This is a genomic window from Pseudomonas azerbaijanoccidentalis (genome assembly GCF_019145495.1).
Lineage (GTDB): Bacteria > Pseudomonadota > Gammaproteobacteria > Pseudomonadales > Pseudomonadaceae > Aquipseudomonas > Aquipseudomonas azerbaijanoccidentalis.
On the sequence record NZ_JAHSTU010000001.1, the window covers coordinates 331,410 to 345,739 of the forward strand.

Sequence of the window (14,330 nt, forward strand, 5' to 3'; positions counted from 1 at the left end):
TTGCTTTGTTTTTTCGAACAACGGCAGAGGGCACTATCATGTCTGTTAATTCGCTCCAAAGTTTGCTTGTCCGGATGCGGCAGGGTTCGGTGACCCAGGGCTGGGGTGCTGTTTCGGTGTTTAGTCGTAGCCGGGTCAATGGATTGTTGGAACAACAATACATTGAGCGGTTCGATGGCTACAGCTTTCTGCCGCCATTTTCCGGGCGTATTACGCAGGGAGAGGGAAGCTACGATATTGTTGAACTGAAAAGTATAGGTCTTGGACAACCGTTGCTCTCGTTCAATACCGCTTCACTGACCAACTCGACCGCTGTATTAACGATGAATATTATTGCCGGCCGGTACACTGCGTCACGCCAAACACCGGGTACGCAGGGAGTGTTTTTGTCGGCATTTAATATTGCCGAGCAACAAGAGTTCAAGCTGGTAATGGACATTGACTTATCCTTGGTCGTCGGTGAAATCGACAAGCGTGGCAAGGTCAAGTTGAATTTGTCCCAAGGCGTCAACTTTCGTTGCAATTTGGCCGGCGACGACGAGGCGGCCAATGCACGGTTTGCTGATTTTTTCAAACAACGCTTCGAAGCACTGCCACAACATCGCAGCGTTTTTCAGTTGGGGATGTTGGATTTAAAAGGATACAACTACCTGACTCCGACATCATTTCGCATTCTCACCCAGGCAGCGCCAGGGGCCAAAGTTCAAGGTGCGTTGAACTTTGGCGATGGCGGTGTGGTGGTTCTCATTAAATTACTGGGCAATACAAGCGAAGGGCGGTTTCCACCGGATGCAAGTTTTCCCTATCTGATTCCTGATGACCAGGAGTTGGACGGCAGTTACCGATATTCGGCGTCGATGATTCTGTCCAAAGAAATGATTGAATACATCGAAGACGGTCAGCTGGATGTACTGAATAACCTGTTGTTTCCGGGCGAAAACATGTTCGAAGAACGCGAGCGGCATGTGCCGCATGATCTTGGCGTGTTCGGTAATATCAGCCCTAAAAGAACCCGTATCTCGCTGGAGCCAGCCTTCAAGACACTCAAGGCCGGTGACACGCAGCAGTTCACCTTACGTAACTGGGAAGGGCAAACCATTACGGCCAGTAACTGGAGCGCGGTCAGCCTGCAGAGCCACACCCAAGCCGGGCACGGCACGATTGCCAACGGCCTGTACACCGCCGTCTCCACAGCGTTGATCGGACATGATTCGCTGCACGTTGTGGTCACCGCCGAGTACCTCAGCGGGGGTGTCACTTACAAGGCCTCGGCACTGTTGTTGGTGGCCTTTGATGAAATGACGGTAGCCCCGCGGGTATCGACCTTTGCCGCGGGAACTCAAGTGCAACCCATTGTGTTGACTGCCTCGACAGCCGGCGCTGTGCCCGTAACCTGGTCGTTGCTGCCCCCCGAGTATGGCGCCTTGGTCCAGAGTGGTAACCAAGGTCGTTTTACCCCCGACGCCCGCGCCAGAACTAAAGGCCTGGTAGTGCAACGGGTTGAAGCCTCGGGCGGTGAAAAGCGTCAGTCCTCGCTGGTGCTGGTCAACGTACAGCAACAGCTGAAAGTTGATCCGCCTTATGTGCCGTCGCTCAAGCACTTCGACAATGTCCAGTTAAAGGACGATGCCTCACTGCTGCCTGGTGTTCCCCGGCGCTGGAAGGTCATCAGCGGCGGCGGTTCGGTCGATGTGAAGGGGCGTTTCACCGCGCCGGCGCAAGGCGTTAGCTCCAGCAGCGTGGTGCAGTGCGAAATCGTGCGTAACGGCGTGGTGCTGTCCAGCGGTTATAGCGTCATCGAGTTCAGTGAACTCGATCCGGAACCGACCTGGACGGACCTCACGACATTCACTATCACGGTGCCAGGCGGGCTTGACGGTGAACGCCAGGGGTCGCTGTTTGGCAACGGCTACCAGCAGCTGTACACGAAAGTGAAGGTCGAGACTACGCCGGTGGGCGACGTTGCCTACCCATTGAGTGTGATTGAAAAAGCCAGCATGAAGTTGGTGGAGGACTCCGCGAATGACGAGATGGAGTTCGTCGATGATGCCCTTGAGGGTATGCCCGCGAACGATGACGAGAAATGGCGTGCGCGGTTGATCACCAATCGCTTTGAACTGGCTATTCCCAGAAGTGCGTCGCAAGACGATCCGCCAGACCCGATCATGAATCAACTGGATTTTTATGTTCATACACGTGAGCGCGCCGGGCAGACCAGGACGTTTTATGCATCATTGGTGGGGGATTCGAACGATCGAACGTATCGGTCGAAGGATAAAGCGGTTACAAACGCTGAGATTGAACTGACACCGTTGGCGGTTCCTGATTTCATGCACAGCGATTACACCTTGAAACAGGTCAGGGTTGACGGAGGTTCAGGCAATCCAGACCCGAATGACCCGACAAACCCAGAAGATGATTTCGATTTTCATTTGAGGACTGTCGACTACTGGAGTTTGGAATACACGGGAAGCCCCGGCATTCGGGGGACAACTTTCGAAACGGTGGAGTTTTTGTTCACTCCGCCCGAGGATCGTCTCAAGCTTCCTTCGCGCTCAATGATTCGGTGGGAGAGCGAGCAACTGGCGGAAACCATGTTCAGTTGGACAGGATACATTTTTCAGGATTCGAATGCGCCCGCAGTGGATGGGAAAGTTCAATTCGACCAAGCACTAGTAAGCATTGTCCGTAGGCAAGAGTCGTTAGATATTGATATAGATAAGTTAAATTTTGCGAAGGGAACGCTTGTCATTACGCTACATCGAACTGATCGCGTTAAATATCAGCGTGCCGGAGATCTGGACAGGGATAAGCTTTATCGAAATATGGCTGTCGAGTTAATTGATAAGCATGGTAACAGGCACCGTCGACAAATTGGTTTTCTGGCGCCTAGCGTAGTGGGTAGTCGTAATAGACTGATGCATACACTCTTTACTCCGTCCGGGTAAAAGAAATGCAGTTCTTGAGTTGAATTGCAGAGCGAATATCTAGACAAGATCAATTTCCAAGAGAGTAGGAGTTATGCCATGAAAGCAATTAACTTTTGGTTGGTTATGTTTTTGATGACTGTCGCGCTTGGTGGTTGCGCCGAAACAAAGATAGATGAGTCGACGCAGAGTTCGGGGGTGATTCAGTTGTCGCCAGAAGCGGATGGCTCGGGCAATGGTTGTGGGATTACAGTTATCGCGGGAGAAAAAAATCACAACCTGGATAATACAAGTCCGGATTACTGCAGGCGTGATAGATTAAATTATTTTCGACTCGAAAATGTACGTTCGGCTACCATTTTTTCTCTGGAAGATGATTTTTGTGACGATACTTCCAGTCAGTGGGAGTTTCATTTGAAAACGTATATCGATCCCGTATCGACGGGATGGATCAGAATTGGCGATCTGAAGGGGATGAATGTAGATGATATCGTGGTGAGAGGGGTGATTCTTACAAGCAAAGTCGTTAAGGGAGGAGACCAGAAAGACGAGTTAAGTTGTGTGAGGATTACGGGCTCTGCTCCTGGTTAATAACAGTAAACCCCTCATCTTCGCTTGTTCACATACATCAGGCTTTGCCTTGCAATGTCAGTTAATCCTTGAGGACTTCAAAATGACCACCTCAACTTCCGTACACTCCAACGCCTTCAACTTCATGAGCTTCCTGCAAAGCGGCGTTGACCCGCGCACCGGGCAATACACGGTGTCAATCAGTTTGCCCGATGTCAAAACCAACGACCTGCGCGGGCCGGGCGTTCCCTTGGCCCTGAGCTTCAATCCGCTCAATACCCTGGACAGCGGTTTTGGCCGTGGGTGGAATCTGCAGCTGTCGCAATACACCCCGGGCAACCAGGTGTTGTCGCTCAGCAGTGGTGAAACTTTCAAGGTCACCGGACGCGACAGTGTCAGCGGTCAATTGACCATGAAAGAAAAGAAACTCGACAGCTTTCATTTCTACGAAGAGGGCGTCGACCAATTCCGGGTCGTGCACAAGTCCGGTCTGGTGGAGGTTCTGGGATTGATGGGCAGTGCACAGAACCGGGTGGCGTTGCCGGTGGAGATGTATGCACCCGAAGGGCACAAGGTCACACTCGGCTACGAGATGTACAACAACGCCCCGATGCTGGCGTGGATCAAGGATGGCGCCGACAACATCCTGCTGACGATCAAGCGCGCAAGTGTATTCGTCGAGGTGTTGCTGCAGCCTTTTGGCGGCCCGGATGGGGGCCCGCTGGCGCGTTTCGTAATGACCCTGACAACTGCTGAAAGATATGTGAGCAAGATCAGCCTGCCCACTGACAACCTGGCTTCCTGGCGTTTTGATTACGAAATGGTTCTTGGTCACCTGTGCATCAAAAAGGTCGACACCCCCACCGGTGGCCGCGAAGAGGTCTTCTATGCGGATGGTGGGCATAAGTTCCCCACCGGCAGCGGTCGCACGCCATTGCCCCGGGTTACCCGGCACCTCTCAACACCGGGCTTCAGCCAGCCGACGATTGATGTGCGTTACACCTACCCCCAGGACAAAAATTTCCTGGGGTACGGTCTTACCGTGTCTTGGGCCGATGACGGGCTCGATAACCTCTACAAGTACATCGGCTCCTACGAGTACAGCAGCGTTGAGACGCTGTTCGTCAATGACCGACCGGCGCGCAGCATCGATCGCAAGTTCAACCAGTTCCATTTACTCACCAGCGAAACCACGACGCAGAACAACAACGTGCAGACGGTCGACACTACGTACTACCTGTCGCCAAATGTCGCCTTCGAGCAGCAGCCCAATTACTGCCAGTTACCCAAGGAAAACAAGACCAGTTGGTCGCTGTTGAATAACCCGAACAAGCGCCGTAGCGAAACCGTCAGTTCTACCTATGACAACTTCGGCAACCTGTTGACCCAGACCCAGACCAATGGCGTGGTCGAAACCAGTCTCTGGTATCCCGCGGCCGGAGAAGAGGGTTTTTGCCCGCCCGACCCCGAAGGCTTCGTTCGACAGCTCAAGGAAAAAACCGTCACCCCGGCCGCATCGGCCGATGGCCAGGCTCCCACTTTGCGCACCCGTTTCACCTACAAATCCTTGCCAGCGCTGCCGAGCAGCAAACTGGGTAACTGGCTCACGGTCGAACATCAGATTCTGGCGCAGATGGCAGGCAGCAGCGCAACCGAGCTGGAACACACGGCATTTGAGCACGCCAATGAGCCGGTCAACGCATTCCTGCATGGCCGCGTCACGCGCCAGACGGTAACGATGAACGAAAAATCAACGATCACTGACTACGCCTACAGCAAACTCGACAGTCCCGCGTTCAAGGAAAGTGTGCTACAAACGGTGGAGACAGTCACAGGATTCGAACATCTCGCCGACCGAAAGAATGTGCAGAAAATCATCACCTTGCAGCACTCATTGCTCAACGGCGAGCCACTGCTGAATCGCGATGACAACGATGTCGAAATCCGGTACGCCTACGATGCACTGCGGCGGGTTACTCGCGAGACTGTGGCACCGGGTACTGACTTTGAGGCGTTTCGTGACTATGAATATGTCCTGTGTGCCAGTCACGGAGAGCAAGCCGAGCAACGGTTGTTTGACGTCAAGCAAGTGAAGACCATCACCCGGTTCGACGGGCTGAACCGGGCGATCTACGAAGAACGGGACGACGCGGATAACCCTGCGCCCGGGCGCCCGTTACGCCAGACCTACGCAGGAACGCACGATGCTTTTGGCAATCTGGTCAAGGAAACCGAGTTCGACTGGCTGGAAACAGAGGCCCTGGAACTGACCAGCGAATATGAATTCGACGACTGGGGACAGCAGCGTTGTGTCACCGGGCCTGACGGGGTGAAAACGTTCGAGGAAAACGATCCTATTGGTACTGAGGACTCCAAAGGTCCGATCCAGCGTAGTTGGCGGGAAGGGGCTGGGGTCAGTCCGCAGGTGAGTGGCGTCACCGAAACCTGGCTCAACCTGTTCGAGAAACCGACCCGCACCGAACGCTTTGATCGTGCCGGGCTGCGTGTCAGCTTGCAGCAATATTTTTATGACGGGTTGGGCCGCACTCACAAGGAAATCGTGGGCTTCGGTGAGACGCAGCGCGTGACGCTATATGGCTACGACGTCTTCGACCGGCTTATTGAAAATACACTGCCGGGTGAAGCCGTGGTGCGCCGCAGTTTTGCCCCGCACAGTCGCGAGGATTTACCAACGTTAATCAGCGTCGACGACACCGTGCTCGGTGAGCAGACGTTTGACGGTTTGTCGCGGCGGATCGAGGCGATCACTGGCGGACGCATCCAGACATTCGACTACAAGCCCGGACAAACGCAACCATGGAAGGTCACTACCCCTAACGGCGAAGTGATCGAGTACGACTATGTACCTCAACTAGGCGAAGAACCGGTGTTGCGGCGAATGCCTCAACAGGGCGCCGAGGGCTTGTTCGACGACTCCACGTACGTTTATGACCCGAAAAATGCGCGCCTGATCTCATGTCAGGAACAAGGCATTACCTTGACACGGGACTATTACAGCACCGGGGAGCAAAAAAGCGAAAAACGCACAGTGGAAGATGTCGAGTACACCATGAGCTACAACTACAGCCGCCTCGGTCGCCTGCTGGGCTACACCGATGTGCTGCGTCAGCAACAGACATATCGATATGATACCAAGGGGCGGCTTGAGCAGACGCAATTGGGCACTACCGCATCTGTGTTTACTTACGATTCCCTGGGTCGTACGGCAAGCATTACCACCACTGACAGCGCTGGTGGGCAACGGGTTGGCATTACGCTGCAGTACGATGAGTTTGATCGGGAAACCCTGCGCAGATTCGATCTCAACGGGGTCATTCAGGAACTGACCCAGGCCTACAACGATGTCGATGGCCTCGTCCAGCGAACCCTTAGGGAATGCGTTGTCGAGACTTACGGCAATGACCAGCGAACCCTTAAGGAGGACGATGGTTTGCTTCGCGACGAGACTTACGGGTATGACCCGCGAGGCCGGCTGATCAGCTACAACTGTACGGGGCCCCAGTTGCCCGTTGACCCCTATAACAAAACCATCATCAGACAGACTTTTTCTTTCAGCGCACTGGACAACTTGCGCACTGTTATTACCACGTTTGAGGGTGGCAGCAACCGCGCGATTTATACCTACGACGCGGTTGATCCGACGCAACTGATCAAGGTAATCAACAACCATCCGGATTACCCAAGTGAAATCCTGCTGAAGTACAACAAGAACGGCCACCTGATCCTCGATGAAGCCAGTCGTACCCTCGACTACGATCCATTGGGCCGCTTGAGCAGAGTCAGTGGCCCATCGGGCGGCGCGCCCCGTAGCTACAGCTATACCCCGGTAGACACCCTGGCTGGTATGAACGAAGAGAGCGGCCAGGAGCAACGCTTCTATCAGGGCGATCAATTGGCCAACCAGATCAAGGGCGCCGACAGCAGCACGTTCATCCGCGGTGACGAGGTGGTGCTCGCAGAGCTCAAGGCCGGTGGCGACCCAAAGTCGTTGATGCTGGCCACTGATCATAAGAACAGTGTGTTCAGCGAGGTCGGCAAGACAGGGCGCAACGATGTTGCTTATTCGGCGTATGGACATCGTGCGCAGGACGCCTCGGTGAGTAGTTCGCTGGGGTATAACGGCGAGCGACGCGAAGAGCAGACCGGGTGGTATTTGTTGGGGAATGGGTATCGGGCGTTTAATCCGGTATTGATGCGGTTTAATAGTCCTGATAGTTGGAGTCCGTTTGGTGAGGGGGGGATGAATGGATATATGTATTGCGGTGGGGATTCAATCAACAATACAGACCCATCCGGGCATGCCTTTGGGGGGTCGTTATTTAATATATTCCGAGCTACCACGGAGTCTAGAGGTGCGTCACGTATTCCCGGGTTCTTAAAAAAAGGATCAGAAAAACCTAAGACGCTGCATGTAATTACTAACAAGAAATTAGACAGGTTGGACAAGGCTGTTGCTGTATATAAGGCTGATGCTAATGACGCAAAAACAAGAGCTGATCAACAATTTTCGGGCGGTAACTACAATAGTTATATAAATGATAAAAGTATTCCTTTGGTCGCAAAATATATAGATAAGAAAGCGAAGTACGAAGGTGCGGAAAGAGCGTATGAATATGCCGGGCGACACATTGGTAAAGCAGGTATTACTAGCGACAGTAAAAAAATAATAAAACAAAAGGCTCAAGAATATGACGCGCGGCTTGCCGAGATTGAAAAGGCAAGGCGAAAAGTCTGGCGTCGTGAAGCGGAGCGCCTTCATGTACAGAAAGTGCAATCGGAGGTTCGAGAAGGGAATAGAGACAGGTTTGAATATTAGGGAGGATCATTCGCGGCTAATCCTCAGTCTTATTTAATTCACCGTCATGGTCAGTATCCATTGTTGTCCATGACGGTTTTTTAGAGTACGTGGTTTTCCGGCATCCCAATCTCGTATTAACCTATTTTCAATGCATCTGAATCAACCCCAACTCCAAAGCCATCATCACTGCCGCCCACCTCGAACTGACCCCAAACTTGCGCCGGATATTGCTGAAGTGATAATTCACCCCGGCCTCGGTGCAATTGAAAATCCGGCTGATTTCCCATGAGGATTTACCTTTGGCACTCCATAACAGCGCTTCTTTCTCTCGGGTGGTCAGTGCAATTTGGAGTGGCTGTTGAGCAGAATCAGACTGGAGAGTGTGGGCTCGAGCGAGGATCGGGGTCTGGTGGTTCATGGCAGGCATTCCCATTTCAATCAATGAGGTGGGCGGCGGTTCCTTCCTGAGACGGCTTGGTTCCAGCGTCCAGCGTGAAGATTCAGCCCCGTTATAGCGTGGTTACCGCGCCATGAAACCTGTAAGAACTACCAGTTTTGCGTCCCCATTCGTCGTTTTTTTGCTTGGCTCATGCGACCTCCACAGAGATTACGTAACTGTGGGAGCTAGCCTGCTAGCGATGGCTGCCAGCAGGGCAACGACAGCCTCAAGCCTTCCACGCCCCGGCATTCACCAAATTCACCGGCCGCTCACCCGCCAGCGCCGCCAGCAGATTGTCCACCGCACATTTGGCCATGGCCTCCCGCGTTTCATGGGTCGCAGAGCCCATATGCGGTGTCGCCACCACGTTATTCAACTGCAATAACGGCGAATCAAGGTTCAACGGCTCGCGCTCGAACACATCCAACCCCGCCGCGCGAATCTGCCCCGTACGCAAGGCCTCGATCAACGCCGCTTCATCGACAACCTTGCCCCGCGAAATGTTGATGAAGATGCTTTCGGGCCGCATCAACGCAAATTCCGTGGCACCCATCAACCCTTCGGTTTCAGCGGTCAGCGGCAGCGTCAGGCAAATGAAATCGGCCTGCTGCAACAGTTCGGTCAGGCTGCGGTATTGCGCATTGAAACGCTGTTCCACCGCCGGTTTCGGCGAGTGGCTGTGATAGATCACAGGCATTCCAAAACCGAAGTGCCCGCGTTGGGCTAGCGCTTCGCCGATGCGGCCCATGCCGATGATGCCCAGGGTTTTTCCGTGCACATCGGTGCCGAAATGCGCAGGGCCGATGTTACGGGTCCACTTGCCTTCGCGAATCATGCTGGCCAGCTCCACCACACGCCGGGCCGTGGCCAGGATCAGAGCAAAACCAGTGTCTGCAGTGGTTTCGGTAAGCACGTCCGGCGTGTTGCTCAGCAAGATGCGCCGCTCGGTGAGGTAGTCGATGTCGTAGTTGTCGACGCCCACCGAGACGCTGGCGACGGCTTCGAGGTCGGGCGCCAGATCGAGCAGGTCAGCATCGAGTTTCAGGCTGGCGCCGAGCAGACCGTGGGCACGGGGCAGGGCGTCGCGCAGTTTGCCGAGGCCTTCGGCATCGAGGCTGTCGATCAACGTTACTTCGGTGTGTTCATGCAAGCGAGCCATGAGCAGCGGCGAGAGTTTCTTGTACAGGACGACCTGCTTTTTCATCGGTTTGATCTCAACTTCAATTCAGGAATGAGCCGTGAGGGGACGCGCTACCGTGGGCCGCTCCCGGTCGCTGGCGCCGGGTTTGAGGAACACCGTGAGCACCACTGAGAGCATCAACGCGCCACTCATCAACAAGTACGAGGCGCCCGGCGAGCCGGTGGAGCTGTTCAGGTAACCGACCAGGTAAGAGCCGCCGAACGAACCGAGCGCGCCCATGCTGTTGATCAGCGCCATGGCGCCACCCGCGACGTTGGCCGGGAGGATTTCCGGGATGATCGCGAAGAACGGTCCGTACGGCGCGTACATGCAGGCCCCGGCAATCACCAGCAGGGTGTAGGACCACCAGAAATGTTCGGCACCCAACGCGTAGGATCCGTAGAACGCAAACGAGGCGATGAGCAGCGGTGGCCAAACGAAGCGTTTGCGCTTTTGCAGCTTGTCCGAGCCCCAGGACACCAGCAGCATGCCGATCACCGCCGCCAGGTAAGGCAGCGCCGACAGCCAACCGGCCTCGACCATGTCCATTTGTGCACCGGCCTTGAGGATCGACGGCAGCCACAATACGAAGCCGTACACGCCGATGCTCCAGCAGAAAAACTGCATGGCCAGGATGATCACTTTTGGCGAGCGGAACGCTTCGGCGTAATTTTTTACCGCTTTGATGCCGACCTGTTCGGCGGCCAGGGCGCTTTCCAGGTCTTGCTTTTCCTGGTCGTTGAGCCATTTGGCCTGGGACGGACGATCATCGGCCAGACGCCACCAGATGAACGCCCAGAGCACCGCCGGCAAACCTTCGATGATGAACATCCAGCGCCAGCTGTAGTGCTGCACCAGATACCCCGAGACCACCGACATCCAGAGCATGGTCACCGGGTTGCCGAGGATCAGGAAGGTGTTGGCCCGCGAGCGTTCGGCACGGGTGAACCAGTGGCACAGGTAAATCAGCATCGCCGGCATCACCGCGGCTTCGACCACGCCGAGCATGAAGCGAATGACGATCAGCCAGTAAGCGTTGGAGACGATCCCGGTCAACGTCGCCAGACTGCCCCAGAGGATCAGGCTGACGAAGATCAGTTTCTTCACGCTGTTTTTCTGCGCGTAGATCGCCCCCGGCACCTGGAAGAAAAAGTAGCCGAGGAAGAACAGTGCACCGAGCATCGACGACAGGCCTGGTGTGATCATCAGGTCGGCGGCCATCCCGGAGGCCGCGGCGAAGCCGTAGTTGGCGCGGTCCAGATACGCCAGGCTGTATGTGATGAACACAATCGGCATGATGTACCACCAGCGGCGGGTGGCGAGCGTTGCGGTTTTCATGGGTGATGCTCCTGAGCTTGTTGTTTTTGTCGCAGCAGGTAACGGTTTAAATCTTCAGTGACTGTGCTGGCCCCATCGCGGGCAAGCCCGCTCCCACAGGTTTTGTGTTTAGACTCAATCTTGTGGGAGCGGGCTTGCCCGCGATGGCGGCCTCAAACTCAACGGACATTTCGGACCGGGTCGGCAATCCCTCCATGTCCCCGCGACTCTGCACCGCCCGGCTACCAATCCAGTTGGCCCGATGTACGGCATCGGCAAAGCTGTGGTTTTCCAAAAGGGCGCTGATCATCCCGACGGCGAAACCATCACCGGCTCCGACCGTATCGACCACCGTTGCAACCGGTACGCCAGCGACAAAACCGGCATCCAGGTGCGTGCGGTAATAGGCACCGTGCGGCCCCAGTTTGATCGCCACGGCTTCGGCACCCTGGTCGAGGTAGAACGCGGCAATATCGGCCGGGTCTTCAAAGCCGGTGAGCAAACGGCCTTCGCTCAGTCCCGGCAGCACCCAATGGGCGAGGGCGGCGAGGCCGTTGATTTCGCTGATCATCTGCCGTTCGCTGGCCCACAGGCTTGGGCGCAGATTGGGATCAAACGAAACGCTGCGCCCGGCCTCACGCATGCGCGTCATTAATTCGAACGACATCTGCCGCGCCGTTTCCGACAGCGCCGGTGGGATGCCAGTGGCGTGCAGGTGCCGCGCCTTGAGCAACTCGGGCACGATTGAATGCGGCGACAGATGGCTGGCCGCCGAGCCACGGCGGAAGTATTCGACCACGGGATCGCTGCCGTCATCGGTGCGCGACTTGAGTTGGAAACCGGTGGGATGCGCGGCGTCGATGTCGACATGGCGGCAATTCAGGCCTTCTTTTTCCAAGGTGTCGATCACGAAGCGGCCCAGTGAATCGGCACCGACCCGGCTCAACCACGCCACGTTGAAACCGAGTCGCGACAAGCCGATGGCGACGTTGCTGTCGGCGCCCGCGATACGCTTGTGAAAAGCGCCGACACTGGCCAGTTCCCCGGCCTGCTCGGCGACGAACATCGCCATGGTTTCGCCGAATGAAAGGATATCGATCTCAGACATGCTCGCGCTCCAGTTGCGATTGGCCCAAGTGGGCGAGGGCGGCGACGTGTTCGGTGGTTAGTTGCACCAGGTCTTCGCCTTGTAATGGATATTCCGCAGCCCGCATAACGCCTTGGGCCATGTGCCGCAGTAAGTGTTCCCACTGTTGCAGGTCGCTGGCGGCGGGCGGGATGGCGACCAGTTTGCCGTCGGCTCGGCGCTGTACCGCTTTGCAGTGCACATAGCCGACATGTCGCCCGAGCAACCGTGCGGCGCTGGCGGCGGATTGGTCTTGCCATTGCCAGTTGCCGATATCGAAGGTCATTTTGATCGGCAGATGGTGTTGCTCGACTTCAGCGAAGAAACGCTGGAACGGTTCGATGCGACCGCCGTGCAGGGTTTGGTCGTTCTCCACCAGCAATTGCACCGCGCTCTCGCCCAGCATTCGGGCGAGGCTTTGCAAGTCGCTGTTGTCAGTGAAATAGCCCAGCGACACTTTCAGCCATTTGGCGCCGAACATCTGCGCGCGTTGCAGCGCGGTGATCAGTTCAGGATTGGGTTTGGACTGACCGGCCAGCCACAACTCCATCGGTGAGGAGTAAACGCTCTCCAGCCCCTCGGCCTGAGTCGCGTCGGCCAGGTGCTCGGGATTCTCGAAGGTCAGCAGCTCTTCACGCCATTCGATGCGAGTCGCGCCGGCGGCAGCCAGTACCGCGATGAAACTGCCCTGGCCACGTTGGCGGACCAGATCGGCACCATAGCTGGAAAGGCTGATGGAAACGGCGGGTTTGTTCATTGTTTTTCTACCTCTGAAACCGGTTTCATTTTTGTTCAAAAAAAGTGGATGACCTTTAGGGCCTCATCGCTGGCAAGCCAGCTCCCACAGGTGAAGTGTGTTGAACATAAATTTGATCTCCACCCCAAACTCTGTGGGAGCGGGCTTGCCCGCGATGAGGCCAGAACATTCATCGGGAATTCCCAAGGGTCGACCCTCTAACCATCAACCGCGCCGAAAAATCCACGGTCCGCATCGGGCTGTCGTCCCCGCGCAACCGCTTGAGCAAACATTCAAACGCACTTGCGCCAATCTCGGCCGTCGGCTGGGCGAGGGCAGTAATGCCAGTGCCTACCAAGGGATACCAATCCAGATCATCGAGAGCGATCAATCCAACGTCTTCAAACAAGTTGCACTTGAGCTCACGCAACGCATGGGTGCTGGCCAGCGCCGCAATCCCGTTCGCGCAAAACAGTGCTTTTGGGCCTGGGCCGGATGTGTCGAGGAAGGATTTGAGGTGTGCGGTCAGTTCGCTGCCGGTTTCGATCAACGTGCCACGTAGCGCCGGACGCTGTTCGATGTGTGCCTTGAAACTGGCGACCCGCTCGATCCGCGAGCTGGTGCCGTCAAACGGTTCTGTGACCAACAGCACATCGCGGTAACCGCGCTCTTCGAGGTGGGCGAGCGCCATCTCGACGGCCGCCGGGTTGTCCAGCCCGACCATGTCACTTTCAAGGTGCTCGACTTTGCGGTCCACCAGCACCAGCGGCATCTCACGGTGCAGTTCATGCAGCTCGTCGCGATGGTGGCCGAGGGTGTTCACGATCAGGCCTTCGATGTTGTACGAGCGCAGCAGGGCCAGATGCTGGCGTTCCTGCTCGTCATCACGGTCGGTGTTGCACACCACCAGGCTGTAGCCGTGCTGACGGCAGGCGGTTTCCACCCCGTGCATCACGGCAATTGAATAAGGGTTGCGAATATCGGCGACCAGCATGCCGATCAGGCGGGTACGCCCGCGCTTCAGGCCACGGGCCATCTGGTTCGGGCGATAACCCAGCTCGGCAATCGACTGCTCGATGCGCTGGGCGATGGCGTCGGAGAGCAGGGCACGGTCTTCGCCGATGAACCGCGAAACGCTGGCCTTGGAGACTTTGGCGTGTTCGGCCACGTCGAGCATGGTCACGCGGCTGCGCTGGGCGGCGGAAAAATCGTTCAC

Annotated in this window: 9 protein-coding genes; 3 read left to right on the forward strand and 6 right to left on the reverse strand. The window is 56.0% G+C overall.

What is annotated here, in order from left to right; all coding sequences use genetic code 11:
* The first annotated feature begins 38 nt into the window (after positions 1 to 38).
* From KVG88_RS01595 to KVG88_RS01605, 3 genes are all read left to right on the forward strand, one after another.
* Complete coding sequence (locus KVG88_RS01595) at positions 39 to 2,948, forward strand: hypothetical protein (RefSeq protein ID WP_217870077.1); 2,910 nt, start codon at positions 39 to 41, stop codon at positions 2,946 to 2,948.
* A gap of 78 nt (positions 2,949 to 3,026) precedes the next feature.
* A complete protein-coding gene (locus tag KVG88_RS01600; protein ID WP_217870078.1) occupies positions 3,027 to 3,518 on the forward strand; it encodes a hypothetical protein in 492 nt (163 codons plus the stop codon).
* Between the two features lie 82 nt (positions 3,519 to 3,600).
* Positions 3,601 to 8,334, forward strand: coding sequence for an RHS repeat-associated core domain-containing protein (locus KVG88_RS01605; protein WP_217870079.1), 4,734 nt, complete (start codon positions 3,601 to 3,603; stop codon positions 8,332 to 8,334).
* Positions 8,335 to 8,461: 127 nt separating this feature from the next.
* On the opposite strand, the gene KVG88_RS01610 is transcribed toward KVG88_RS01605, so the two are convergent.
* The 6 genes from KVG88_RS01610 to KVG88_RS01635 all read right to left on the reverse strand — a co-directional run bounded on the left by KVG88_RS01610 (position 8,462) and on the right by KVG88_RS01635 (position 14,330).
* Entirely contained in the window at positions 8,462 to 8,734 is a 273-nt protein-coding gene (locus KVG88_RS01610; RefSeq protein WP_225933836.1) for a response regulator transcription factor, read from the reverse strand.
* Positions 8,735 to 8,981: 247 nt separating this feature from the next.
* Positions 8,982 to 9,959, reverse strand: coding sequence for an NAD(P)-dependent oxidoreductase (locus KVG88_RS01615; protein ID WP_217870081.1), 978 nt, complete (start codon positions 9,957 to 9,959; stop codon positions 8,982 to 8,984).
* Between the two features lie 21 nt (positions 9,960 to 9,980).
* Entirely contained in the window at positions 9,981 to 11,273 is a 1,293-nt protein-coding gene (locus tag KVG88_RS01620; protein ID WP_150702233.1) for an MFS transporter, read from the reverse strand.
* Between the two features lie 46 nt (positions 11,274 to 11,319).
* On the reverse strand, positions 11,320 to 12,360 hold the full coding sequence (locus tag KVG88_RS01625; RefSeq protein WP_217870082.1) for a sugar kinase: 1,041 nt from the start codon (positions 12,358 to 12,360) through the stop codon (positions 11,320 to 11,322).
* Complete coding sequence (locus tag KVG88_RS01630; protein ID WP_217870083.1) at positions 12,353 to 13,135, reverse strand: sugar phosphate isomerase/epimerase family protein; 783 nt, start codon at positions 13,133 to 13,135, stop codon at positions 12,353 to 12,355. Before KVG88_RS01630 ends, KVG88_RS01625 begins: the two co-directional genes overlap by 8 nt.
* Positions 13,136 to 13,304: 169 nt before the next feature.
* Positions 13,305 to 14,330 (reverse strand): LacI family DNA-binding transcriptional regulator, encoded by a 1,026-nt coding sequence (locus tag KVG88_RS01635; protein ID WP_367616821.1) that lies wholly within the window; start codon positions 14,328 to 14,330, stop codon positions 13,305 to 13,307.